We start from the raw sequence: 23,789 nt of genomic DNA, 5'->3' as shown, positions 1-23,789 counted from the left end.
CTGACCGAGATCAAAAACCGGGGCGTGGCGGATGTGTGCATCGCCGTCTGCGACGGCTTGAAGGGGCTGCCCGAGGCGATCACCACCGCCTGGCCGCAGACGGTCGTGCAGACCTGTGTGCTGCACCGGAGCCGTAAAAGATCAACGTGTTGGCGCGTTGTTTCCTGTGGGGCCTGGCGTGGATGCCACGGCGAGGACTTCGGCGGCGGTCGCGAAGCGGTGGGGGGACGGGGTGGCGACATAGCCGTGTTGTTCCAGCAGGGGTGCGACGTCGTCGATGGCGTTGCGGACGGTGCCGCGGCTGACGTCGAACAGCTCGGCGAGGGTGTGTTGGTTGCAGAGTTGTCGCTGGTCCAGGACGGTGGCGAGGATCCGGTCGGCGTCGGTGATCTTCTGCCGGAAGACGCCGCCGCGGGTTCCGGGCCGTCGGGCGCCGCCTCGTTGGTGGTGTCGGCGTCGTTCGATGGCGGCGCGATAGGCGACGGAGACTCGGTCGAGCAGGGCGTGGAAGTCCTCGCGGGTCATGCCGGTCAGGTCTGGGTGAGTCAGCGCGTGGGAGGTCTGCATCTGCGTCGTGGTGGCGCCCTCATCAAACCATTCGCGCAGGTCCTGGGCGTGGGAGAAGTAGTGCGGGGTCTGCGGGATGGTGATCCGCTGTTGGTCGATCAGGGATCGGGTTTCCTTGATCGCCTGACCGATCGTCACCGGGTTGGTGCTGAGCAACTCGGCCAGGACCTTCTGTGGGCAGACCTGGCGCAGATAGGCCACGGTGACCACGACCTTGTCGGCTGGGCTGAGCAACGGCCGGCCGTGGTCGCCGGTGGCCTGGCGGCGCGGTCCGCCGCGTTGTAGGTGTTTGCGCTGCTCGGCCAGGGCTGCTTGGTCGGGAGCCAACTGGGTGCAGAGTTCGTGCAGTTGGTGGCGTGGCATACCGCTCACTCTCGGATCGGCCAGCATCGCCAGGGCCTGTGCCCTGGACCGGTCCCGGTCCTCGGCGGTGACGACTTCGCCGTGCGATCCGGCGGGGGCGATGGTGTAGTTCCAGGCCCCGTGGTGCTCGTGCGAGGTGATCGGCAGCGCCCGGAGGTGTTCGCGGCTCACGGAGATCCCGATCGGGTAGGCGCCGGTGTCCAACTCGGCGTGGACGCGCAGTCCAGTGCGGGTGCGCGTGGCCGCGATGCTGTTCACGACGACCTCGTGGCTGGTCAACGGTCGACCCCGCCAGTTGAGGGTGATCTGGGAGAACAACCGGTGCTCGATCTTGTTCCACTTCGAGGTCCCTGGAGGGAAGTGGCAGACGGTCACGGTCAGGCCGGCCTCGGCGGCGAACGCGGCGAGTTCGGCCTTCCAGAGCCGGTAGCGATAGCTGTTGGAACCGCCGCAGTCGGCAGTGATCAGCAGCCGCTCGGCGGTCGGGTAGTCCAGGCTTCCGCGGTGTCGCCACCAGCGGCGGATCGACTCCACCGCGAATACCGAGGTGTCGTGGTCGATGCCCACGTTCACCCAGCCGGAATCGCGAGCCAGGTCGTAGACGCCGAACGGGATGGCCACCTCCACATCCGGGCCGATGAAGAAGAAGCTGTGGTCCTCGACCTTGACCGGGTCGCCCTTCGGTCGCCATTGGCGCCCAGCGTTGGGCAGCTGCCCGAGCTGTTCCTTCTTCTTCGCATCGACGCTGATCACCGGTTGCGAGTCCGCATGATGTGACTTGACCTGCTCGTTGAGATACCGGAACTGGGCGTCCCGGTCCGGGTGCTGCGCCCCTTCGAGGGTCTTCGCGTTGGCCTGCAGGCTGAACCCCTGATCGGTCAACAAGCGGCCCACGGTCGGAGCGGACACAGGATGTCCCTGAGCCCTCAGCTGCTCGGCCAGGTTCCGCAGCGACTTGACCGTCCAGCGCAACGGCGACATCGGATCGCCCCGCTCGTCCGGCTCCACCAGCGCCATCAGTGCAGGCAGCAGGGCCGGGTTCGATTCCTCAGCCGGCCTGCGACCACCTCCGGGCCGCCGGACGCGCCCATCCGGAACCGGGGGCTCGCCCACCTCCAGCTCGAACACCCCGGCGCGGACCGTGGTCTCCGAGACCCCGGCCACCACCGCGACCGCCCGCACCCCGCCATGGCCCAGCAGCCGGGCCTCTTGGCCCAACACCAGCCGGCGCTGCCGCTCGTTCAGGTGCGGCAACACCGCCTCGAAGCGCTGCGCAAGCTGGGTCAACACATCCTCGGAGAAGCCCATACCAGAACAACGAACCCAAGATCGAAAAGCAACAGCTTGTTTCTTTACGGCTCCACCTGATCCGCAACACCTTCCGCTACGCCAGCCGCCGCTACTGGGAGCAGCTGGCCAAGGACCTGCGGCCGGTCTACACCGCCCCGACCGAGGCCGCCGCCGAAGCCCGGTTCGCCGAGTTCGCCGAGACCTGGGGCGCCCAGTATCCGGCGATCGTCGCGCTGTGGCGGGCGGCATGGTCGGAGTTCGTGCCGTTCCTCGACTACGACGTGGAGATCCGCAAGGTCATCTGTTCCACCAACGCCATCGAAAGCCTCAACGCCCGCTACCGGCGCGCGATCAAGGCCCGCGGGCACTTCCCGACCGAACAGGCCGCGCTGAAGTGCCTCTACCTGGTCACCCGCTCGCTCGACCCCACCGGCAAGGGCCGAGCGCGCTGGGCGATGCGCTGGAAGCCGGCCCTGAACGCCTTCGCGATCACCTTCGCCGGCCGTATCGTCCCCAGCAACGGAAACTAGCCATCACCGAAGCCAGTTACACCGTTCCTCGGACAGTCCCCCTCAGGGTCGTGGGGGCGCGCGGAACTGCCCGGACGTTCATCTCGACGCGCCCACCCCGCCGACCACGAGCACGAAGCGGGACGACAGCTCAGCGGTAGGTCTCGGGGCGCCGCTCCGTGAGGTGGGAGAGGCGGCGGCGCGCGGCGGCGAGGGAGGCCTCGACGTCGACCTCGGCCACCGCGATCCCGGCCTTGGCCCAGGTGCGGGCGAGGATCTCGCCGTCGGGCCCGACGACCTTGGCCTGCCCGAGGAAGCGCATGCGGCCCATCGACCCGGTCTGGTTCGACGACACCAGCACGACCTGGTTCTCCGCCGCGCGCGAGCGGTCGTAGAGGTCGAAGAGCCGCGACTGACGGTCCTCCGCCATCCGCGGCGCGCGGTTGGTGATGCTGGTGGGCCAGGCCGAGAGGCAGGCGATGATCTCGGCGCCGTCGAGTGCGAGGGCGCGGGCCGACTCGGGGAAGGTCTTGTCGTAGTCGACCAGCATGCCCATGCGGCCGACGGGCGTGTCGAAGGCGCCGAAGCCGTCCCCCGCCGTGTAGACCCGCTCCTCGCCGACCGGCTGGTGGACCTTGCGGTGCAGGCCCAGCACGCCGCTGCCGTCGACGCAGGCGGCGGTGTTGTGGCGGACGCCGTCGGGCCCCGCCTCGCACAGCCCGACGCACACGACCATGTCGCCGGCCAGCTCGGCGACCTTGCGCAGCTCGGGCCCGTCCGGGTCGAGCGCGGGCGGCAGCTCCGCCTCGGCCGCGGCCACGGCGTCGAAGTCGGAGAGGTAGCCGCCGAGCGCGGCGTCGGGCAGCACGAGCAGGTCGACCCGGGAGCGGCGGGCGTGGTCGATCAGGGTCGCGACCCGGGCGAGGGCACCCTCGAGGTCCCGGCCGAAGGCGGCCGCCACGGCACCGATCCTCAGCGCGCCCACGCGCCCCTCCCCGCGACCCGACCGACTGCCCCGACGGCACCGGCGTGCCGGGACCGATCTCCGCCCGAGAGCGCCGGGGACGGCGCCCCTGCCCGGTACCGTGCAGCGAGGATCCGGACCGCCGGCGCCGGACCGTGCCGGTGCGGCAGGGAACCAGCTGGTCGAGAGGCCCACCACTGATCACGAGGACCTGGTGCGTCCCGTCCGGCCACGCAGCACAGTCAAACGAGGCGCTGTGTCCGCGGTGTTTCGTCCGGAACACGGGCGAGTGAGGCGCTGTTACCGCGGCGTTGCGTCCTGCTCCTGACGCCGCCCGAGCCGCGAGTGCGACCGGCCGTACAGGAAGTAGACGACGAAGCCGACGATCATCCACCCGATGAACCGCAGCCACGTCTCGACGCTGAGGTTGAGCATGAGCCAAACGCAGGCCAGCACCGACAGGATCGGCACGAACGGGACCAGCGGGGTCCGGAAGGCGCGGTGCAGGTCCGGGCGCGTCCGGCGCAGGATGACCACGCCCACCGACACCAGCACGAACGCGAAGAGCGTGCCGATGTTGACCATCTCCTCCAGCGCCCCGGCCGGGAAGAAGGTGGCGACGAGGGCGACCACGGCGCCGACCAGCACGGTCGCGCGCACCGGGGTGCCGTGGCCACCGGTCCTCGCGAGCCCGTTCGGCAGCAGGCCGTCGCGCGACATCGCGAACAGCACGCGGATCTGCCCGAGCATCAGCACCATGACGACCGTGGTGAGGCCGACGAGCGCCCCGACCGAGATGACGGCCTCGGCCCAGGTCACGCCGAGCTCGCCGAAGGCCGTGGCGAGGGTGGAGTTCTCGTCGAGCTGCTTGTAGCTGACCATCCCGGTGAGCACGAGCGCGACGGCCACGTACAGCACCGTCACGATGGCGAGCGAGCCGAAGATGCCCCGGGGCAGGGACTTCTGCGGGTCGCGGGTCTCCTCGGCGGTGGTGGCCACGACGTCGAACCCGATGAACGCGAAGAACACCAAGGACGCCGCGGCGAGCAGGCCGTAGATGCCGTAGGTGCTGCTGGCGCCGCCGCCGAACACCGAGAGCAGGGACTGGGCGAGCCCGGACTTCCCCTCACCCCCGGACGCCGCCGGCGGGATGAACGGCGTGTAGTTCGCGGCCTTCACGTAACCGATGCCGACGACGATCACCAGCAGGACGATGCCGACCTTGATCACCGTGAACACGGCGCTGACCCGGCTGGAGAGCTTCGTGCCGATGGCCAGCAGCGTGGCGAGGACCGCGACGAGCAGCAGGGCGCCCCAGTCGAAGGCGAAGAAGCCGCCGAGGGAGAAGGAGGTCGGGACGTCGAGCCCCATCACCGACAGCACCTGGTGCAGGTACTTCGACCAGGCCTTCGACACCACGGCCGAGCCGACCGCGAACTCCAGCACCAGGTCCCAGCCGATGATCCAGGCGATCAGCTCGCCGAAGGTCGCGTAGGAGAACGTGTAGGCGCTGCCGGCGACCGGGACGGTCGAGGCGAACTCGGCGTAGCAGAGCGCGGCGAGCCCGCAGGCGATGGCGGCCAGGACGAACGCCAGCGAGACCGACGGCCCCGCGACCGTGCCGGCCGTGCTCGCCGCGAGCGTGAAGATGCCGGCCCCGACGACCACCGCGACGCCGAAGACGATGAGGTCCCAGGTCGTGAGGTCCTTGCGGAGCTTGGTGTCCGGCTCGTCGGTGTCCTGGATGGACTGCTCGACGGACTTCGTGCGCCAGATCCCCCGACGCTCGCCCACGCTCGTCATGGCCAGGGAGATTACGGGGATGTGTCCCGCGCGGCATTCGCTGGCTCGCGCGGTCGTGGGTGCGGACGACCACTCGTCCTGCCACCCGCACCCACCGGGGACCGCGCGGGGTCAGCCGAGGATCTCGGCCACCGTCCGCGAGGGCAGGTCGTGGGCGACCTCCGGGTTGGTCAGCTCCCCGGCGTGCGTGGACAGGCCCTGGGCGAGGGCGGGGTCGCCGCGCAGCGCCTCGCGCCAGCCGTGGTCGGCCAGCCGGGTGATGTAGGGCAGGGTGACGCTGGTGAGCGCGTGGGTGGAGGTGTGCGGCACCGCACCGGGCATGTTGGCCACGCAGTAGAACACGGTCTCGTGCACCCGGAACGTCGGGTCGGCGTGCGTGGTCGGGCGGGTGTCGGCGAAGCAGCCGCCCTGGTCCACGGCGATGTCGACGAGCACCGCGCCCGGCTTCATCCGCGCCACCAGCTCGTTCGACACCAGCGTCGGCGCCTTCGCGCCCGGCACCAGCACCGCGCCGATCACCAGGTCCGCGTCGAGCACGGCGTGCTCGACCGCGTAGGCGGTGGAGTGCACCGTCTCGACCCGGCCGCCGTAGCGGGCGTCGAGGGCACGCAGCTTGTCGACATCGAGGTCCAGCACGCTCACCCGCGCGCCCATCCCGACGGCGATCTGCGTGGCGTGCGAGCCGGACACCCCGGCCCCGAGCACCACGACGTGCGCCCGCGGCGCGCCCGGCACGCCGCCCATCAGCACGCCGCGCCCGCCGGCCGCGCTCATCAGGTGATACGCGCCGACCTGCGGCGCGAGCCGGCCCGCCACCTCGCTCATCGGGGCGAGCAGCGGCAGCTTCCCGTCCGCGGTGCGCACGGTCTCGTAGGCGATCGCGGTGGTGCCCGCGGACAGCAGCGCGTCCGTGCAGGCCCGGGACGCGGCCAGGTGCAGGTAGGTGAACAGCGTCAGGTCGCCGCGCAGCCGGTGGTACTCGCTCTCCACCGGCTCCTTGACCTTCAGCAGCAGCTCGGCCGACTCCCACACGGCGTCGGCATCGGCGAGCAGCTGCGCGCCGGCGGCCTTGAACTCCTGGTCGGGGATCGACGAGCCGAGGCCCGCCCCCTGCTCGACGACGACCTCGTGACCGTGTCGCACCAGCTCGTGCACGCCCGCCGGCGTCAGGGCGACCCGGAACTCGTTGTCCTTGACCTCGCGCGGCACCGCGATGCGCATGACTCGTCCTCTCCTCCCGGCGACCGGCACTGCGGCCGGCTGTCCTGCCTCCCAGTATCGAAGAAACAGCGTCTGCGTAGGAACAAGTCCGCAGAAGATTCTGTACTCTGCGTTCATGCCCGAAGAATCCGCGACCGCCTCGGGTTCGAGGCCCGGTCGGCCGAACGATGTGCGGCCGCCGCTCGACCCCGTCGACCGCGCGATCCTCGCGGAGCTCGAACGCGATGCCCGGATACCCAACAACGCGCTCGCCGAACGCGTCGGGATCGCTCCGTCGACGTGTCTCACCCGGGTCCGGTCGCTGCGCGAGCGCGGCGTGATCAGGGGTTTCCACGCCGACGTCGACCCGGCGGCGACGGGCCGCCCGCTGCAGGCGATGGTGTCGGTGCGGCTGCAGGCCGCGGCCCGCCGCCGGATGCGGGAGTTCGAGGAGTACGTGACCTCGCTGCCCGAGGTGCGCGACTGCTTCTTCCTCGCCGGGGTGGACGACTACCTGCTGCACGTCGCCACGGCCGACTCCGCCGCGCTGCGGGACTTCGTGGTCGCACTCAACGGGCACGACGAGATCGCCAACACGCAGACCAGCCTGATCTTCGACCACGTCCGGCCCCGGCGCGGGTACTGACCGCACGCCTACGGTGGCCCCGTGCCCACCCCGCTCCGCCTCGGCCGGACCTTCCCGCTGCCGCCCCGCGACGCCGTGGCCCGGCTGCTGGACCGTGATCTCTACGCCGACCGGCTGGCCGCGGTGGGCGGGCCCGGCGCCCTGCTGTGTGCGTTCGAGCGCGACGAGGAGCGGCTGCGCGTCGTGCTGCAACAGGGGGTGCCGGCGGGCGCCCTGCCGGCCTCGGTCCGCCGCTTCCTCGCCGGCGCGCTGGTGCTGGAGCGCGAGGAGCGCTGGCGTGTCGCGGACGACCGGGCCGACGGCGAGTTCACCCTGACCGCGGCGGGCGCGCCGGCCGGCGCCACGGGTGCGATGACGATCGGCGCGGACCCGGTCGGCAGCGCCCTGCGCATCGACGGCGAGGTCGAGGTGCGGGTGCCGCTGCTCGGTGCGGCCCTCGAGGCCGTCGTGGCCGACCGGGCACTGGTCCTGATGACCGAGGAGATGCGCTGGACCGCGGAGCGGCTGGGCGGGTGAGCGGCGGGTGGGCCCGGTTCAGGCCTGCTGCACCCGCGAGCGGTCGAGGTCCGGCTCGAGGTAGATGACCCGGGCCTCCGGCACCGCCGCGCGCACCCGCGCCTCCGCCTCGTCGATGGCGCGGGCCACGACCTCCACCGACGACCCGGGTGCGAGCGCGAGCTTCGCCGCGACCAGCAGCTCCTCCGGGCCGAGGTACTGGGTCTTGATGTGGATGACGCGCTCGATCTCCGCGCCCTGCTCCAGCTCGGTCACGATCGTCGACAGCACCGGCCGCGCCGCGCCCTCGCCGATGAGCAGGCTCTTCATCTCGACGATCAGGATGATCGCGATGACGCCCAGCAGGGTGCCGATGCAGAGGGTGCCGACGGCGTCCCACTCCGGGTCGCCGGTGAGGACCGAGAGGCCGACGCCGAGGAGCGCGAACACCAGGCCGATGAGCGCGCCGGAGTCCTCCAGCAGCACGACGGGCAGCTCCGGCACCTTCGCCTGCCGGATGAACTGCCACCAGCTCCCGTTCCCCTTGAGCGGGCGGGACTCCTTCATCGCGGTGCGGAAGGAGAACCCCTCGAGGCCGATGGCCACCACGAGGATGGCCACCGCGACGAGCGGCGAGGTCAGCGGCTCGGGGTGCTCCAGCTTGTGGATGCCCTCGTAGATCGCGAACACCGAGCCGAGCGTGAACAGCAGCAGCGCCACGACGAACGAGTAGAAGTAGCGGTCCCGGCCGTAGCCGAAGGGGTGCTCGGGGGTCGCGGCCCGCCGGGCCGTACGGCCGCCGAGCAGCAGCAGACCCTGGTTCGCGGTGTCGGCGACCGAGTGCACGGCCTCCGCGAGCATCGACGACGAGCCCGTGACGAGGAAGCCGACGAACTTCGCGAGTGCGATGCCGGCGTTCGCGCCGAGCGCCGCGAGGATCGCCTTGGTACCGCCGTGTGCCGACACGTTTCGCCCCCTGGGTCCGGATTGTGCGGCGGAAGGATATCCGGCGGGGCCGCGGTCAACCGCGGGCACTCAGAGCGCGTCGCTCGCGAGGTGGAGCTGGGTGCCGGGGGCCGCACTCTCCACCTCGACGCCGCTGTCGGTGGCCGCGAGGAACAGTGCCGCCCCCTTCGGGAGCTCCAGCACCTCCGACCCGGCCCGGACGCACGCCTTGCCGCCCGTCGCCAGCAGGATCCGGGCCCCGCCGTCGGGCACCGGGAGGCTGCCGGTCAGCCCGTCGTCGGACTGCCAGGTGCGCAGCAGGAACTCCTCGGCCGGCGTGTCGTACCGCGTCCACCGCCCCTCGGGCTGGCCGGAGTGCACCGGTGGCGGCCCCGAGGAGAAGTCGAGGACGCGCAGCAGCTCCGGGACGTCGACGTGCTTCGGCGTGAGCCCGCCGCGCAGCACGTTGTCCGAGTTCGCCATCAGCTCGATGCCGGCGCCGGCCAGGTAGGCGTGGAGGTTGCCGGCGGGCAGGAAGAGCGCCTCGCCGGGAGCCAGCACCACCCGGTTGAGCAGCAGGGCGGCGAGGACACCCGCGTCGCCGGGGTAGCGCTCGGACAGCTCCAGCGCGGTGCGGGCCTCGAGCGCCCAGTCCCCGCCCGACGGGTTGTCCCGGGCGGCGAGGGCGACCGCGCCCTTCTGCAGCGCGGGAACCAGATCGTCGAGCATGGCCTGGGGCAGCGTGATCCACGTGGTGAACAGCGCGCGCAGGCCGTCCGGGCCGGGCTGGGCGGCCAGCAGCTCGACGTGCGGGGCCAGCTCGGGAACGTCGAGCGCGCGGAGCAGGCCGAGGGTCTCCATCGGGTCCCGGAACCCGACCAGCGCGTGGAACTCGGTGAGCGCGCAGATCAGCTCGGGCTTGTGGTTGGCATCGCGGTAGTTGCGGTCCGAGGCGTCGATCGGGATGCCTGCGGCGTTCTCCCGCGCGAACCCCTCGCGGGCCTGGTCGAGGCTCGGGTGCGCCTGCAGGCTGAGCGGCTCGTCCGCGGCGAGGACCTTGAGCAGGAACGGGAGCCGCCCCTCCCAGCGGGCGCTGCGCTCGGCGCCCAGCAGCCCCTCCGGGTCCGCGGTGAGCACCTCGAGCAGCGAGGCGCGGTCGCCGCCGGACCGCACGATCCGCGACGGGTCGCCCGGATGGGCCCCCAGCCACATCTCCGCCTGCGGGTGCGGAGACGGCACCGACTCGCCGAGCAGGTCGGCGATGACCGTGCGCGATCCCCACGCGTACGGCCGGACCGGGTTCTCCAGCAGCTCCAAGGCACTTCCTCGCTTCGTGCGGCGGTCGGCCCGTCAGGCCGGTTCGATGGCCCGGGTGGCCAGGCCGAGGTAGACGGCGGCGATCTCCAGCCGGGATGCCAGCAGCGCGCTGCGCAGCAGCACCGCGTCCCGGGTGCCGCGCGGGACCTCGTCGACGGGGTGCTGCAGGTCCGCGGGCCAGCCGCGGCCGGTGCGGCGCACCGCCACCTGGCCCGGTTCCTCCTCACCGGTCGCGAGCAGCACGATGCGGACCGGCGGTGCGTCGGGCCCCGGGTCGTCGAACGGGTCGCGGAAGATGTCCCCGCCGCGGTCGGCCAGGTCCACGGCCCGACGCAGCGCGGTGGCCGAGGCCGCCTGGGCGATGTCCGCGGCGTGCGCCACCACCCCGGCGTGCGTGGCCAGCGCGGTCGCCCCGTGGCCGGCGACGGCGGTCGCGGCCGGGTCGGCGCCCCACAGCAGCGGGGTGTGCTCGGCAAGCCGCAGCGCCAGCGACTTCGCCGGGTTCATGAACGGCTCGTGGTTGGGCTGGTTGCGCTCGGCCTCGGCGTCGAGCGCATCGGCCAGCGGGTCGAGGGCCGGGTCCAGCCCGCCCGGCCACAGGCCCAGCGCCGCCACGACGGTCAGCCCGACGGCGAGTGCCCGCGGCAGGTCCAGAGCGGGCGGCACGGGGATCCGGGGCTCGACGAACCGCGCCCGCCCGGCGCCCGCGGAGGCGACCGGCCCCTCGACCGGTGCCGACAGCACCACCTCGGCCCCGCGCCCCACCGCACGCGAGACCGACTCGGCCAGCTCGACGTCCGCGGGGTCGGCGGAGTGGGCCAGCACGACGTCGAGCGGGCCGATCCACCCGGGCACGACGTCCGCCACCACGACCGGCACCGGGCACAGCGAGCCGAGGAGCGCACCGATGATCTCCGCGGCGGCGCCGGACGAGCCCGGGCGGCGCAGGAACACCAGGGCCCGCGGCCGGTGCCCGGCAAGGTCGGCGACGCCCGCCTCGGCCGCGGCCTGCGCCGCGGAGCGGACCTGGGCGCCCGCCGTGGCCGCCGCGCGCAGCACGCCGCCGGTGTCGGCGGAGGCGAGCGCGACGGGATCGCCGAGCAGGGTGTCGTCGAGCACGGTCGTCACCCGGGGTTTCCGGGGTTCTCCGGGGCCGGCGTGTCCTCGGCGGGCAGGGCCTCGTCGAGCAGCAGCACCGGGATGCCGTCGACCACCGGGTAGCGGCGGCCGCAGGCGGTGCACACGAGCTCGTCCCCCGCCTGCGTCAGGGGCGCGTGGTCCTCCGACGGGCAGGCCAGGATCTCGAGCAGCTGGGGATCGAGCTGTACGGCCACGGTTCTCCTCACCTCACGTGCCGTTGATGCTGCCAGGGCGCGGGCGGGCGCGCCGGGTCCGTCCGGGGTACCCGCGCGCCGTGATCGATCCGGGGACCGGATCCCACGCCGACGCGCGGCCGGGCTCCGCCGCTGCGGGCGGCCGGGGCGCCGCCGCCCTCAGGCGCGGACGATCGCGAGGACCTCGTCCCGCAGCGCCGCCACCGCGGCGTCGTCGGCGGCCTCGACGTTGAGCCGCAGCAGCGGCTCGGTGTTGGAGGCGCGCAGGTTGAACCAGGAGCCGTCCGGCAGGGCGACGGTGAGCCCGTCGAGCTCGTCGAGCTCCACGCCCTCTCGGGCCCCGTAGGTCTCGCGGACGGCGGCGACCCGGGCGGTCTGGTCGGCCACCGTGGAGTTGACCTCGCCGCTGGCCCGGTACCGCTCGTAGGCCGCCATCAGCCCGGACAGCGGCTCCTGCTGCTCGCCCAGCGCGGCCAGCACGTGCAGCGCGGCCAGCATGCCGGAGTCGGCCTTCCAGAAGTCCCGGAAGTAGTAGTGCGCCGAGTGCTCGCCGCCGAACACCGCCCCGGTGTCGGCCATCGTCTGCTTGATGAACGAGTGGCCCACCCGGGTGCGCACCGGGGTGCCGCCGTGCTCGCGCACGATCTCCGGCACGGCCCTCGAGGTGATCAGGTTGTGGATCACCGAGCTGCCGGGGGCCTTGGCCAGCTCGCGGACGGCCACCAGCGCGGTGATCGCGCTCGGGCTCACCGGCTCGCCGCGCTCGTCGACCACGAAGCAGCGGTCCGCGTCGCCGTCGAAGGCCAGGCCGAGGTCGGCCCCCTCCGCGACGACGGCCTTCTGCAGGTCGACGAGGTTCGCCGGGTCGAGCGGGTTGGCCTCGTGGTGGGGGAAGGTCCCGTCGAGCTCGAAGTACAGGGGCACGACGTCGAGCGGCAGCCCGTCGAGGACCTCGGGCACCGTGTAGCCGCCCATCCCGTTGCCGGCGTCGACCACCACGCGCAGCGGCCGGAGACCGCTCAGGTCGACCAGCCCGCGCAGGTGGGCGGCGTAGTCGGCGAGCAGCGTGCGCCGGCGGACCGTGCCGCCGCCGGGCCCCTCCGGGACCCCCTGCTCGACGGCCTCGCGGATCGCGGCCAGCCCGGTGTCCTGCCCGATCGGGGTCGCGCCCGCCCGGCAGAGCTTGATGCCGTTGTACTTCGCCGGGTTGTGGCTGGCGGTGAACATCGCGCCGGGCACACCGAGGCTGCCGGCGGCGAAGTAGAGCATGTCGGTGCTGGCCAGGCCGATGTCGAGGACGTCGAGCCCCTGGCCGGTCACGCCCTCGGCGAAGGCGGCGGCGAGACCGGGCGAGGAGTCCCGCATGTCGTGGCCCACCGCGACCTCGGTGACCTCGGGGTCCTCCGCGCGCAGCAGCCGGGCCAGCGCCGCTCCGACCTCACGGACCGTGCCGGCGTCGAGCTGCTCGCCGACGACGCCACGGATGTCGTACGCCTTGACGATCTGGGACAGGTCGGGCACGGGGGCGAAGCCTAGCGGGCGGCCCCGACGACCCGCGGGACACCTCGTCACGACGGGCACCGGTCGGGCGGCGGGCGGTGACGGCCGGTAGCGCGGAGCGCGTGCCGGGTCAGTCCTCCGGCGGCGTCGGGAGCACCCGCAGGTGACCGCGGCGGCCGGTGGTGGCACCAGGGCCGGCGGTGACGATGGTCGAGGCCTCGAAGGGGCGGTCGGCGCGACCGGCCTCGCGGACGGCCTCGGCCAGGGCGGTCAGGTCGTCGTCCGTGTGCTGCGGCGGCGCGAACTCGCCCTCGAAACGGACGACCTCCCAGCCGCGAGGGGCGGTGAGCCGGTGGGCGTGTGAGGTGCACAGGTCGTACGTGTGGGGCTCGGCCTGGGTGGCCAGCGGCCCGACGACCGCGGTCGAGTCCGCGTAGACGTAGGTGAGAGTGGCCACCGCGAGCTCGGTGCAGCCGCTCCGCGAACACCTCCGGACACTCAGCACGCCCCCGACGATAGCCCCCCGCGCCGACGGTTCCCGGCTGCGACGCGCGGGGCGGCCCCACCCGCCCGGGCGCGGTACGGACGGGCGACACCCGGCGCCCGCGCCGGGACGGCGCGGGCACGCCGGGTCGTACTATTCGACGGGTGACGACCGCGCGCCGCATCCCGCGCCGCTCCCCCCGCCGGCGCGACCGCCGGGGCCGGGGACTGCGTGGCCTGCTGTACCCGGTGACCACGCCCTCCTTCCGCACCCGGGCCGAGCGGTTCGACGCCCGGGTGCTGGAGGCGCTCGAGCCGATCGAGCTGCGCTGGGGCCCCGAGCTGGTGGACCTGGACCTGGCCGTGGACGAGGTCCCCGAGGTCGACCGGACCGCACCCGAGGAGGTCGTGTGGGGCACCGGGGTGCTCGCCGACGCGGGCGTGCCGCTGGCCCAGCTGGTGCCCGCCGGCGTCGACCAGGCGGGGCTGCCCTCGCGGGCGCGGATCGTGCTCTACCGGCGACCGCTCGAGGCCCGGGCCCGCGGCGGCGCCGACCTCGGCGAGCTGCTGCACGAGGTGCTGGTCGAGCAGGTGGCGGAGTACCTCAACATCGAGCCCGACGCCGTGGAGGGCGGGGCGGACTGAGCGCGCGGCCGGGCAGGGTGGCGCACGGTGCCGGTCCGCGAGGTGGCGCGTGTGGCGCCGTGGGCCGGTGGGTGCGGCGGCCGGGCACGGGCGGGGTCGGGCGGGCCGTCGCGGCTCCGGACACGCGAGAGCCCGGACCCTCGCCGGCTGCGGGCACGCAGCCGGACATGCGCCCGGGCTCGAACGAGGACGGGCTGCGTCGCCCGTCCTTCGGGTTCCGCCCCCGGCGTTGCTGCGGACGCCGGGAGTGGATGTCGTGGGTGGAAGTCCTCCCGTGGGCCGGTCTCAGCCGGCCGCCCGGCGCAGGCGACGACGCTCCCGCTCGGAGAGCCCGCCCCAGATGCCGAACCGCTCGTCCTGCGCCAGCGCGTACTCCAGGCACTCCGCCCGGACCTCGCACCCCGCGCAGATCCGCTTGGCCTCCCGCGTGGAGCCGCCCTTCTCCGGGAAGAACGCCTCCGGATCCGTCTGCGCGCACAGCGCCCGTTCCTGCCAGTCCTGCTCGACGTCGTCCTGGCCGTCGACCAGGGTGTCGATCAGGCGAAGCCCCTCCGTGGGGCCGATCCCGAAGTTCTCCGGGGCGACCCTCGTCGCTCCGATCGGGTCGCCGATCGTGCCCGCCCCCGTGACGAACACGGTGTCCGTGAAAACGTCCACTCGCCCACCTCCCCGCACCCGGCGAATGACACCGCTGTAAGTACAGCGGTGTCGGTCGGTTCACCGCAACCCGGGGCTGCCGACCGGGTGACGGGATCCACCCCTTCGGACACCCGTTCGGCAGAATGGCCGGGTGCGCGGAGTCTCCAACCGAGTCAGCCCGTGGTTCCTGCTGCTCCTGGCGGTGACGGTCGTCGGCGGGGTGCTCTGCGCGGTGGGGACGCGGTCCGCGCTGGAGGGCTCGACCGTCCTGCTGACCACCGGCGTGGTGCTGCTGGTCCTCGGCGGTTGGTGCGTCTCGCTGTGCCTGCACGAGTTCGGTCACGCCTACCTCGCACACCGCGGCGGCGACGACAGCATCGAGAACCGCGGCTACCTCACCCTCGACATCCGCCGCTACGCCAACGTCGGGCTCTCCTTCGTGCTGCCCGTGGTGTTCCTGCTGCTCGGCGGCATCCCGCTGCCCGGCGGTGCGGTGTGGATCAACCAGTGGGCGCTGCGCTCGCGCGGGATGCGGTCGCTGGTGTCCTTCGCCGGCCCGGCGGTGAACCTGGTCGTCGGCATCCTGCTCAGCCTCGCGGTGATCTTCCTGCCGATGAACGAGGGGCTCGCGGTCGGGCTCTCCTGCCTCGCGCTGATCCAGATCCTCGCGTTCGTGCTGAACATCCTGCCGGTGCCCGGTCTCGACGGGTACGGCGTGCTCGAGCCCTACCTGTCGCCGGAGGCCCAGCGGTTCGGGCACAAGGTGCGGCCGTGGGCCCCGCTCGTACTGTTCCTGTTGGTCCTCGGCGTGCCCGGGGTGTCGCGGGTGCTGTTCGGGATCGGGCAGTTCCTCTTCGCCCTGATCGGCGGCGACGCGCAGTACGCCGCCGCCGGCTACAGCCTGCTGCTGTTCTGGCGCTGAGCCCGGGACCCGGCCGCCCCGAGGGCTCGGCCGACGAGGAACTCAGGCGCGGGCCAGGGCGACCATCGCCGGCACCGTGTCCGACCCCGGCGGGAGCGCGTCGAGCGGCCACCAGGCCAGGTCGACCGACTCGTCGCTGATCACCGGGACGGCGCCCGCCGGCGCGCGCACCAGGTAGCGGACGTCGAGGTGCCGGGTCGGCACGCCGAGCGAGCAGGTCACGGGGTGGACGTCGACGTGCAGCGGGTGCTCGGCGATCTCCAGCCCGGCGATGCCGGACTCCTCGGTCGCCTCGCGCAGCGCCGCCGCCCGCAGCGACGCGTCGCCCGGCTCGCAGTGCCCGCCGAGCTGGATCCAGCGCCCGACGCGCGGGTGCAGGGTGAGCAGGGTGTGCTCCCCCGCCCCGTCGACCACCAGCGCCGACGCGGTCAGGTGCCCCGCGGCGCACTCGCGGGCGCACGCGTCCGCCGGGCGGGCGAGGCAGAAGGCGATCAGCGCCTGCTGCAGGGCGGCCTGCCCGGCGTCGGGTGGCGACCAGGCCCGGAGCTCCTCGACGGCGACGGCGGGGCTCACCATTCGAGCAACCCCCCGGCCGGGTCGGCGGCCGGGCGCGGCCCGACCGCCTCGAGCGGCACCCCGAGCGCGACGGCGCCGAGCGGCTGCCAGTCCTCGGTCAGCGCGAGCTCGGCCCGCACCACGTCGGGCGCGAAGATCGTGGAGCCCACCCAGCACGAGGCGAGCCCCTCGGCGGCCAGCGCCACCAGCAGCGACTGCACGGCGGCCCCGCCGGCCACGGTGAACATGTCCCGCTCGGCCGCGCGGCGCGCCTCGTCCGGGTACTCGTGCGCACCGTCGCCCGTGCGGAACGGCAGCACCAGCTCCGGCGCCCGGCGCAGCAGGTCACCGCGGGCGAGCCGGCGCTCGACCTCGTCGGCCGGGCGCCCGTCGGCCTCCAGGTCGGCGCGCCAGCGCTCGCGCAGCGCGTCGAGCAGGGCGGTGCGCCGCGCGGGATCGCGCAGCCACACGAACCGGAACGGGGTGCTGTGGTGCGGCGCGGGTGCGGTGAGCGCGACGCCGACCGCGCGGCGCACGGCCTCCGCCGGCACCTGCTCGGCCGCGAACTCCCGGACGCTGCGGCGCAGCAGCACGGCCTCGCGCCGGCCCTGCGCCAGCGCCTCCTCGGTGCCCAGCCAGAACAGGTCCTCGTCGACCGGCCGGACGAGGTCCCGCGCCGTCGAACCGTCCTCCCGCACCCCCAGGCCGCGCACCACCGCGACCGGCGTGCCGCCGAGCTTGCCCTTGACCAGGTCGGCGGCCCCGGCCACCTCGTCGGCCAGGGCCACCTCGGTGACCAGCAGCTCGTTGCCCGCCGCGTCGACCGCGCCGCCGTAGCGGTGCAGCACGGTGAGCCCGGCCGCCCCGATCGCGACGTCCGTCTGCCCGACCCGCCACGACCGACCCATCGTGTCCGTGACGACGACCGCCACGTCCACGCCGAGCCGCTCCCGCAGCCCCTCGCGGAGCCGGGCGGCGCTCGCGTCGGGGTCGACGGGCAGCAGCGCCAGCTCGTCCCGCCGCACGTTGGACCCGTCGACGCCGGCCGCGGCCTGCACGATCCCGAGCTTCGACGCCACGATCAGCGTCTTCCCGCGCCGGGCGAGGATCCGCTCGGTCTCCCCCTCGACGAGCCGGCGGCGCAGCTCGTCCCGCTCCTCGGGGTCGGTCGGCGCCGGGACCAGCCGGCCCTCGGCCTTCGAGAAGATCTTGCTGGTGACCACGACGACGTCGCCGGACTCCAGCCACGGCGCGGCCTCGGCGACCGCGGCGGTCACGTCCGCACCCGGACGGAACTCCGGCAGGCCCGGGACCGGCAGGATCCGCAGGCCCGCGGCGGCGCCGTGGTCGGGGACCGGCGAGCCGGGCCCGCTCACGGGGTGACCCCGGCCAGCTCGAACGCCGCGCGCGCCATGTCCGCGGTCGCCTCCACGTCCGTCATCAGCAGCGGGACGGCCCGGGTCTCGGCGCCCTCGATCTCGGCGGAGTCGCCGGAGTGGACCAGCCAACCGTCGAGCAGGCCGCCCTTCCCCCGCCCGCCGTAGTGCCGGCCGACGGCCTCGGCGCTGGTCTCCACGCCGATCGCCGAGAGGCACGCGTCGGCCATCCCGCGCAGCGGCCGCCCGCCCACGATCGGGGACAGCCCGACGATCTTCGCCTTGGTGCCGACCAGGGCCTGCGGCATCCCGGGAACCTGGATCATGGTCCCGATGCTGACCACCGGGTTCGACGGCGCGACCAGCACCACGTCCGCGTCGGCGATCGCCTGGGCCGCGGCCGGCAGGACCTTCGCCTCGTCCGCCCCCACCGACGCGAACCGGTGGGCGGGGAACGCGGCCTGGTGACGCACCCACCACTCCTGGAAGTGCACCGCGACCTGCGGCGGCGCGTCCTCGCCGGGTTCCGGGTTGTCGATCACCACGTGCGTCTCGACCCGGTCGTCCGTGGCGGGCAGCAGCCGCACCCCCGGCTTCCAGCGATGGCACAGCGCCTCGGTGACCTGGGAGAGCGGGTAGCCCGCGCGCAGCATGCGGCTGCGGACGAGGTGCGTCGCGACGTCCCGGTCGCCGAGCCCGAACCAGGTGGGATCGGCCTCGTAGGCGGCCAGCTCGTCCCGCACCGCCCAGGTCTCCCCCGCCCGACCCCAGCCGCGCTCGGGATCGATCCCGCCGCCGAGGGTGTACATGCAGGTGTCGAGGTCGGGGCAGATCCGCAGGCCGTGCATCCACACGTCGTCGCCCACGTTGACCACCGCGGAGACCTCGTGCGGGCCCTCGCCGGGCCCGACGGCGGGCAACCCGAGGGCGGCCTTCACGCCGAGCAGGAACCGGGCGCCGCCGACGCCTCCGACCAGGACCGTGACCTTCACGGCGTGAAGGCTACGACGGGCCCCCGACGATCAGCGCGGAGGATCGCTCCGCAGGCTCGCTCCGCGAGCTCCGCTCAACCCGGGAGGACCTCGGTGACGGCCGCCACGACCTCGTCGGACTCGGGTTCGGTGCGCGGGCGGAAGCGGGCCCGCACGGTCCCGTCCGGGGCGACGAGGAACTTCTCGAAGTTCCACTGGACGTCGCCGGCCTCGCCCGCCTCGTCGGCGGTGGCGGTCAGCGCGGCGTAGAGCGGGTGCCGGCCCGGCCCGTTGACCTCGACCTTCTCCGTGAGCGGGAAGGAGACGCCGTAGGTGGTGGAGCAGAACGTGGCGATCTCCTCCGCCGTGCCCGGCTCCTGCCCGGCGAACTGGTTGCACGGCACGCCGAGCACGGTGAAGCCGCGGCCGGCGAAGCGCTCCTGGAGCCGCTCCAGGCCCTCGTACTGCGGGGTGAGCCCGCACTTCGAGGCGACGTTGACGACGAGGACGGCCTTGCCGTCGAGGTCCGGGAGGGCGCCGCCGTCGAGAGCGGAGAGCGCGGCGATCGGCGAGTCGAGAAGGGCCACGCCCTCGAACCTACCCCGTGACGATCACAGCTCCCGGTAGTCGCGCGGGCTGAACCGCGGACCGAAGCGCGGCCGGCGGAACCCGGAGATCTCGACGTACCGCACGGCCCGGTGCCGCTGCGGAGCGTAGGGCGCCAGCACCTCCAGCATCCCGCGGTCGTCGAGCGGGCGGCCGACCAGCGCCCAGCCCACCACGGTGGGGATGTGGAAGTCCCCGAAGCTGACGGCGTCGGGGTCGCCCCACGCGCGCTGGGCCACCTCGGCGGCGGTCCACACCCCGATTCCGGGGATGCGGCGCAACAGGATCCGGCCCTCCTCGCCGCCCAGCTCCGCCGCCTTCTCCAGCCGGTGCGCGACCGCGGCCGCGGCCAGGATCGCCCGCCGCCGGGCCGAGTCCACCCCGGCCCTGTGCCACTCCCAGTCCGGGATCGAGCGGATCTGCGCGGGCGTGGGCGGCACGCGCATCCCCCGCGGCAGGGCCCCGGCCGGACCGGGGGCGGGGTCGGAGAACCGCCAGCAGAGCTCGCGCCAGGAGCGCCGCGCCTCGATGCCGGTCACCTTCTGCTCGAGGATCGCGGGGACGAGCTGGTCCCACACCCGGCGGGTGGAGCCGAGCCGGATGCCGGGCAGCCGGCGGGCGGCGTCGGCGATCAGCGGGTGGTGGGCGACGAAGGACTCGGGCTCGTCGTGCGCGCCGAGCAGGGCGGGCAGGCCGTCGAGCTCCCACGGCGCGCCGGGCCCCCAGCCGGCGGCGACGACCGTGCCGTCGCTGCGCCGGGACATCCGGACCGTGGCGGGCCCGTCGGGCGTGGTGGAGACGCGCCAGATCGCGGAGCCCTCGCCGACCGAGCGCCACGACGGGTCACCCCGCCCGCGGCGCAGCGGGGCGAGCACCCCGGCGAGGTCGAGCCGGAAGTCCGGCCGCCACTCGCGCTCGATCACCCGACCACGGTAACCGCGGCCCGCGACGGCTCAGACGTCGGCCGAGAACCGGACGCCGTGCGGCGGCAGCTCGACCTCCGGCCACACCCGCACACCGCCCTTGAGCTCGCAGTGCGCCCCGATGACCGCCCGGTCGCCGATCACCGCGTCGCGCACGTGCGCGCCGGCCTCGATCCGGGCCCCGGCCCCGACCACGGAGCTCTCGACCACGGCGTGCGGCTCGATCACCGCGCCGTCGAAGACCATGCAGCCCTCGACCTTCGCGCCCGCGCCGATCACCGCGTCGCGCCCGACCGTGGTGCCGCCGAACACGAAGGCGTCCTTCGCGACGGTCGCGCCCGGCAGCACGATCGACTCGCCGGCCGGCCCGGGCAGCGCCGCCGAGGGCGCCACGCCACGGACCAGGTCGGCCGAGCCGTGCACCAGGTCGGCGGGGGTGCCCATGTCGCGCCAGTAGGCGTTGTCGACGTGCCCGCTCACCCGGGCGCCCGCCTCCAGCAGGCCGGGGAAGGTCTCGCGCTCCACCGACACCACGCGGCCCTGCGGGATGTCGTCGATCACCGAGCGCCGGAACACGTAGCAACCGGCGTTGATCTGGTCCGTCGGCGGGTCCTCGGTCTTCTCGAGGAACGCCTGCACGCGGCCGTCGGCGTCGGTGGGCACGCAGCCATAGGCACGCGGGTCCTGCACCCGGACCAGGTGCAGGGTGACGTCCGCGTCGGTCCGCCGGTGCGTGTCGACCACCGCGGTGAGGTCGGTGCCGCACAGCACGTCGCCGTTGAACACCATGACGTCGTCCGTGGTCAGGTGCTTGGCCACGTTCGCGATCCCGCCGCCGGTGCCCAGCGGCTGGTCCTCCACGACGTAGGTCAGCTCGAGGTCGAGCGACTCCCCGTTGCCGAAGTGCTCCTCGAACGTCTCCGCGAGGTAGGAGGTGCCGAGCACCACGCGCCGCACGCCGGCGGCGCGGATCCGGGAGAGCAGGTGGGCCAGGAACGGCACGCCCGCCGTGGGCAGCATCGGCTTCGGCGCCGACAGGGTGAGGGGGCGCAGGCGGGTGCCCTTGCCCCCCACGAGCACGACGGCCTCGACGTCGTCCAGCACGAACGGTCCTCTCGTCAGCCGGCCGGTCCCCCCGGTCCGGGTCTCCGGTCTCACGGTCCCTCGGTGGTGACGGTCGTCTAGCCGTGCCCGCGCGTTGCACGGGCCCGCACCGCCAGCCCCGCCCGCACGGCGGCGCGCAGCGGGGCGTTGCGCGCGCCCGGGTGCCGGTCGGCGAGGTAGCGGTAGGCGCTGCGGTGGTGCTCGGCGAGCATCCGGGCCGACACCTCCGGCTTGGAGGTGGAGACCCCGCCGGTGTGCACGACCTCGGCGGCCGGGACGTAGACGTTGAGCCAGCCGGCCCGCCCGAGCCGGTCGCCGAGGTCGACGTCCTCGAAGTACATGAAGTAGCGCGGGTCGAACCCGTCGACGGAGTCGAAGGCACTGCGCCGCACCAGGAGGCACGAGCCGGAGAGCCAGCCCGCGGTGCGCTCGCCGATCGCCGCGGCGGCCTGCCGGTAGGTCTGCGACCACGGGTTGCCGGGCCAGACCCGGCCGAGGACGGCGTGCCCGACGCCGTGACCCAGCGAGGGCAGCAGCCGCGCCGAGGGGTAGACGGTGCCGTCCGGCTCGCGGATCAGCGGGCCGAGCGCGCCGGCGCGCGGCCAGCGGGTGGCGGCCTCGAGCAGCGTGTCGATCGCGCCCTCACCCCACACCAGGTCCGGGTTGGCGACGACGACCCAGCCGATCTCGGGTCCCAGCCCCGCGACGGCCCGGTTCGCGGCCGTGCCGTAGCCGACGTTCTCCCCGATCCGGAGCAGCTCCACCCCGTCGCGCTCGGCGGCCCGCTCGGGCGCGCCGTCGACGGACCCGTTGTCCGCCAGCACGACCCGGGTCGGCCGTGCGGTCGCGGCCTTGAGCGAGTCGAGGAAGGACTCGAGGGTGTCGCCCGGTGAGTACGTGACGGTCACGACCGCGAGCTCGTCCCCGTAGGTGCGGACCGCCGACTCCATGGCGGCTCACCCTAACGGGACCCGGCGGCCGACTCGGAGAGGGGACCGGGGCCGACCCGATCGGCAGGGACCGCGGCCTCAGTCGTCCGCGGGGTCCTCGCCGTCGAGCTCGGCGAGGGCCTCGACGGCGGCCCGGTCGCCCCAGGTCACCGCCATCTCCAGGTAGCAGCGCGCCGCCTCGGGCCGCCCGGTGTCGAGCAGGAACCGGCCGATGGTCCAGGCCCAGCCGGGCTCGTTGTGCCGCTCGGCCTCGCGGTACTCGCGGTCGGCCCCGTCGAGGTCCCCGCGCGCGCCGAGGAACGCGGCGTAGGCGGTGTGGGCCCGCACGGCGTCGAGCTCGCCGGCGCGGCGGTAGAGGGACTCGGCCTCGGCCCCACGGCCCTGCACGGCCCGCACGTCGGCCAGCGCGACGAGCGTGTCCGGCCGCCCCTCGTCGGCGTAGCGCTCGGCAGCCCCGACCGCGGCGGCGAGGTCCCCGTCCTCGAGGTACAGCGCGACGAGGTTGTCCGGCGCCTGGGGGTCGCCCGCCTCGGCGGCGGCGGCGAGGACCCGGACGGCCTCGGCGAAGCGGCCGTCGGCGCGCAGCAGCAGGGCGAGGTCGTTGGCCGCGGGGAGCTCGCGCTGGGCCACGGCGAGGCGCAGCATCTGCTCGGCCCGCGTGTGGTCGCCCAGCTCGCCGAGCGCCACGCCCAGCCGGCCCGCGAACTCCAGGTGCCCCTGCTCCACCAGCGGGGCGAGGAACTCGATCGCCGCGGTCCAGCTGCCGCTGTCCAGATAGGCGCGGACGAGGAGGTCGAGCGCACCGGGTTCGCGGCACGCGACGGCGCGGCGCAGCGGTTCGATCGCCTCCCAGGCCCGGTGCCGCTCCAGCAGCCGCCGGCCCTCGGCCGTCAGCGGTCCCTCGGGGGGCGGGACGGGGATCCGGTGGACGGCGCCGGTCGGGGCGACCTCGTCCGGCGTTGCGGTCATGCGTGCCCCTCGCGACGTGGAGGTGTGAATGGTCTCACTCCTCCGGCCCTCCGGCAGGACGGGGCGCCCCGTCCCCGAGATGATCACTCGCAGATCCGGATACGTCACTCTCCGGCGTGGACGATCGCCCAACGGTGATCTCGGAGGGCCGACACGCCGGGCGACGCGCCGCGATCATGCGCCCGGATGCTGCACCCTCTAGGAAGGCCGGGTGACGGCGGCGCGGTCTACAGCGGACCGGGCCGTCGTCCGACGCGAGCGAGCGAGAGCGAGGAGGTGGAGTGGACCCGACGTCCGGTGGCCGCTCCTCCTCGGGCGGGCCGCGGCGCGAGCGCCGCGCCGGTGCCTCCGCGCTGTTCGGTGAGGGCGGCGCGCTGACCGGCGGCGGCCCCGACCGCCCTCCCCGGGCCCGCGCGACCGGCTCGGCGGAGCGGTCGGACGGCGCGTCGGCCGCCCGACGCCGGACGGGATCGTCGCGGGACGACGGCTCGGCGCCGGGTGGTGCGGGGTCGGGCGGTGCGAGGTCCGGAGGGGCGGAGTCCGGCGGGGCGGGGTCCGGCGGGGCGGGGTCGAGCCGGGTGGGCTCGGGGCGCTCCGCGGGCGCCTCCTCGGCCCGCAGCTCCTCGACCCGCGGCTCCTCGGCCGACTCGTCATCCCGCAGCACCTCCGGCGGCGCCTCGGCCCGCACCACCGCGGGCGGCTCGGCGCCACGC

At 74.2% G+C, this 23,789-nt stretch carries 23 protein-coding genes and 3 pseudogenes; 7 read left to right on the top strand and 19 right to left on the bottom strand.

Annotated elements, in window-relative coordinates:
* A pseudogene (locus LWC35_RS36140) lies at positions 1–135 on the top strand (transposase); the annotation flags it as partial.
* A gap of 6 nt (positions 136–141) precedes the next feature.
* Here the strand turns inward: LWC35_RS36140 and LWC35_RS36135 are convergent.
* On the bottom strand, positions 142–2,238 hold the full coding sequence (locus LWC35_RS36135) for an ISAzo13 family transposase (RefSeq protein WP_232875002.1): 2,097 nt from the start codon (positions 2,236–2,238) through the stop codon (positions 142–144).
* A 50-nt stretch (positions 2,239–2,288) separates the two neighbouring features.
* Here LWC35_RS36135 and LWC35_RS36130 point away from each other — a divergent pair.
* A pseudogene (locus LWC35_RS36130) lies at positions 2,289–2,750 on the top strand (transposase); the annotation flags it as partial.
* Positions 2,751–2,880: 130 nt separating this feature from the next.
* Here LWC35_RS36130 and LWC35_RS36125 read toward each other — a convergent pair.
* From LWC35_RS36125 to ald, 3 genes are all read right to left on the bottom strand, one after another.
* Complete coding sequence (locus LWC35_RS36125) at positions 2,881–3,714, bottom strand: carbon-nitrogen hydrolase family protein (RefSeq protein WP_232875001.1); 834 nt, start codon at positions 3,712–3,714, stop codon at positions 2,881–2,883.
* Between the two features lie 279 nt (positions 3,715–3,993).
* A complete protein-coding gene (locus tag LWC35_RS36120) occupies positions 3,994–5,496 on the bottom strand; it encodes an amino acid permease (RefSeq protein WP_232875000.1) in 1,503 nt (500 codons plus the stop codon).
* A 111-nt stretch (positions 5,497–5,607) separates the two neighbouring features.
* A complete protein-coding gene (gene ald / locus LWC35_RS36115; protein ID WP_232874999.1) occupies positions 5,608–6,717 on the bottom strand; it encodes an alanine dehydrogenase in 1,110 nt (369 codons plus the stop codon).
* Between the two features lie 115 nt (positions 6,718–6,832).
* Between ald and LWC35_RS36110 the strand changes: the two genes are divergently transcribed.
* Positions 6,833–7,342: an Lrp/AsnC family transcriptional regulator gene (locus LWC35_RS36110; protein ID WP_232874998.1), complete on the top strand. Its 510-nt coding sequence runs from the start codon at positions 6,833–6,835 to the stop codon at positions 7,340–7,342.
* Between the two features lie 21 nt (positions 7,343–7,363).
* Complete coding sequence (locus LWC35_RS36105; protein WP_232874997.1) at positions 7,364–7,858, top strand: DUF2505 domain-containing protein; 495 nt, start codon at positions 7,364–7,366, stop codon at positions 7,856–7,858.
* Positions 7,859–7,876: 18 nt separating this feature from the next.
* Here LWC35_RS36105 and LWC35_RS36100 read toward each other — a convergent pair whose 3' ends face one another.
* The 6 genes from LWC35_RS36100 to LWC35_RS36075 form a co-directional block, all read right to left on the bottom strand.
* Positions 7,877–8,803 carry a cation diffusion facilitator family transporter gene (locus tag LWC35_RS36100; protein WP_232874996.1) on the bottom strand — a complete coding sequence of 309 codons (927 nt, stop codon included), beginning with the start codon at positions 8,801–8,803 and terminating at the stop codon, positions 7,877–7,879.
* Between the two features lie 69 nt (positions 8,804–8,872).
* Positions 8,873–10,099, bottom strand: a complete 1,227-nt coding sequence (manA, locus tag LWC35_RS36095) for a mannose-6-phosphate isomerase, class I (RefSeq protein ID WP_232874995.1) — start codon at positions 10,097–10,099, stop codon at positions 8,873–8,875.
* Between the two features lie 33 nt (positions 10,100–10,132).
* On the bottom strand, positions 10,133–11,227 hold the full coding sequence (locus LWC35_RS36090) for an SIS domain-containing protein (RefSeq protein WP_308194746.1): 1,095 nt from the start codon (positions 11,225–11,227) through the stop codon (positions 10,133–10,135).
* Entirely contained in the window at positions 11,224–11,433 is a 210-nt protein-coding gene (locus tag LWC35_RS36085; protein ID WP_232874994.1) for a Trm112 family protein, read from the bottom strand. The genes LWC35_RS36090 and LWC35_RS36085 overlap by 4 nt, the downstream gene beginning before the upstream one ends.
* A 159-nt stretch (positions 11,434–11,592) precedes the next feature.
* Entirely contained in the window at positions 11,593–12,954 is a 1,362-nt protein-coding gene (locus tag LWC35_RS36080) for a phosphomannomutase/phosphoglucomutase (protein WP_232874993.1), read from the bottom strand.
* A gap of 109 nt (positions 12,955–13,063) precedes the next feature.
* Positions 13,064–13,438, bottom strand: a complete 375-nt coding sequence (locus LWC35_RS36075; protein ID WP_232874992.1) for a DUF3499 domain-containing protein — start codon at positions 13,436–13,438, stop codon at positions 13,064–13,066.
* 143 nt (positions 13,439–13,581) lie between these two features.
* Here LWC35_RS36075 and LWC35_RS36070 point away from each other — a divergent pair, with 143 nt between their 5' ends.
* Positions 13,582–14,061 carry a metallopeptidase family protein gene (locus LWC35_RS36070; RefSeq protein WP_232874991.1) on the top strand — a complete coding sequence of 160 codons (480 nt, stop codon included), beginning with the start codon at positions 13,582–13,584 and terminating at the stop codon, positions 14,059–14,061.
* A 285-nt stretch (positions 14,062–14,346) separates the two neighbouring features.
* On the opposite strand, the gene LWC35_RS36065 is transcribed toward LWC35_RS36070, so the two are convergent.
* Positions 14,347–14,601 carry a WhiB family transcriptional regulator gene (locus LWC35_RS36065; protein WP_232875005.1) on the bottom strand — a complete coding sequence of 85 codons (255 nt, stop codon included), beginning with the start codon at positions 14,599–14,601 and terminating at the stop codon, positions 14,347–14,349.
* A 250-nt stretch (positions 14,602–14,851) separates the two neighbouring features.
* On the opposite strand from LWC35_RS36065, the gene LWC35_RS36060 reads away from it, so the two are divergent.
* Positions 14,852–15,622, top strand: a complete 771-nt coding sequence (locus LWC35_RS36060) for a site-2 protease family protein (RefSeq protein ID WP_232874990.1) — start codon at positions 14,852–14,854, stop codon at positions 15,620–15,622.
* A gap of 42 nt (positions 15,623–15,664) precedes the next feature.
* On the opposite strand, the gene LWC35_RS36055 is transcribed toward LWC35_RS36060, so the two are convergent.
* The 8 genes from LWC35_RS36055 to LWC35_RS36020 form a co-directional block, all read right to left on the bottom strand.
* Positions 15,665–16,198: an NUDIX hydrolase gene (locus tag LWC35_RS36055; protein WP_232874989.1), complete on the bottom strand. Its 534-nt coding sequence runs from the start codon at positions 16,196–16,198 to the stop codon at positions 15,665–15,667.
* Complete coding sequence (locus LWC35_RS36050; protein WP_232874988.1) at positions 16,192–17,553, bottom strand: coenzyme F420-0:L-glutamate ligase; 1,362 nt, start codon at positions 17,551–17,553, stop codon at positions 16,192–16,194. The genes LWC35_RS36055 and LWC35_RS36050 overlap by 7 nt, the downstream gene beginning before the upstream one ends.
* On the bottom strand, positions 17,550–18,545 hold the full coding sequence (cofD, locus tag LWC35_RS36045; protein ID WP_232874987.1) for a 2-phospho-L-lactate transferase: 996 nt from the start codon (positions 18,543–18,545) through the stop codon (positions 17,550–17,552). The genes LWC35_RS36050 and cofD overlap by 4 nt, the downstream gene beginning before the upstream one ends.
* A gap of 74 nt (positions 18,546–18,619) precedes the next feature.
* The gene (locus tag LWC35_RS36040) at positions 18,620–19,111 is read right to left on the bottom strand and encodes a glutathione peroxidase (protein WP_372463164.1); all 492 of its coding nucleotides are present in this window, start codon (positions 19,109–19,111) and stop codon (positions 18,620–18,622) included.
* A gap of 24 nt (positions 19,112–19,135) precedes the next feature.
* Positions 19,136–20,053: a DNA-3-methyladenine glycosylase family protein gene (locus LWC35_RS36035; protein WP_232874986.1), complete on the bottom strand. Its 918-nt coding sequence runs from the start codon at positions 20,051–20,053 to the stop codon at positions 19,136–19,138.
* Between the two features lie 30 nt (positions 20,054–20,083).
* Positions 20,084–21,154, bottom strand: coding sequence for a mannose-1-phosphate guanylyltransferase (gene manB, locus LWC35_RS36030; RefSeq protein ID WP_232875003.1), 1,071 nt, complete (start codon positions 21,152–21,154; stop codon positions 20,084–20,086).
* 80 nt (positions 21,155–21,234) lie between these two features.
* Complete coding sequence (locus tag LWC35_RS36025; RefSeq protein ID WP_232874985.1) at positions 21,235–22,107, bottom strand: glycosyltransferase family 2 protein; 873 nt, start codon at positions 22,105–22,107, stop codon at positions 21,235–21,237.
* A 78-nt stretch (positions 22,108–22,185) separates the two neighbouring features.
* A complete protein-coding gene (locus LWC35_RS36020) occupies positions 22,186–23,076 on the bottom strand; it encodes a tetratricopeptide repeat protein (RefSeq protein WP_232874984.1) in 891 nt (296 codons plus the stop codon).
* Positions 23,077–23,357: 281 nt separating this feature from the next.
* On the opposite strand from LWC35_RS36020, the pseudogene LWC35_RS36015 reads away from it, so the two are divergent.
* Positions 23,358–23,789, top strand: a pseudogene (locus LWC35_RS36015) (hypothetical protein); the annotation flags it as partial.

This window comes from Pseudonocardia kujensis (genome assembly GCF_021283305.1).
Lineage (GTDB): Bacteria > Actinomycetota > Actinomycetes > Mycobacteriales > Pseudonocardiaceae > Pseudonocardia > Pseudonocardia kujensis.
The sequence above is the reverse complement of the archived record's forward strand: the minus strand, read 5'-3'. Positions and strand labels throughout refer to the sequence as shown.

Bases quoted from the DNA above. Each gene is read 5' to 3' on its own strand.
- LWC35_RS36135 (WP_232875002.1), bottom strand. From the start codon at position 2,238: ATGGGCTTCTCCGAGGATGTGTTGACCCAGCTTGCGCAGCGCTTCGAG.
- LWC35_RS36120 (WP_232875000.1), bottom strand. From the start codon at position 5,496: ATGACGAGCGTGGGCGAGCGTCGGGGGATCTGGCGCACGAAGTCCGTC.
- ald (WP_232874999.1), bottom strand. From the start codon at position 6,717: ATGCGCATCGCGGTGCCGCGCGAGGTCAAGGACAACGAGTTCCGGGTC.
- LWC35_RS36110 (WP_232874998.1), top strand. From the start codon at position 6,833: ATGCCCGAAGAATCCGCGACCGCCTCGGGTTCGAGGCCCGGTCGGCCG.
- LWC35_RS36055 (WP_232874989.1), bottom strand. From the start codon at position 16,198: ATGGTGAGCCCCGCCGTCGCCGTCGAGGAGCTCCGGGCCTGGTCGCCA.
- LWC35_RS36025 (WP_232874985.1), bottom strand. From the start codon at position 22,107: ATGGAGTCGGCGGTCCGCACCTACGGGGACGAGCTCGCGGTCGTGACC.
- LWC35_RS36020 (WP_232874984.1), bottom strand. From the start codon at position 23,076: ATGACCGCAACGCCGGACGAGGTCGCCCCGACCGGCGCCGTCCACCGG.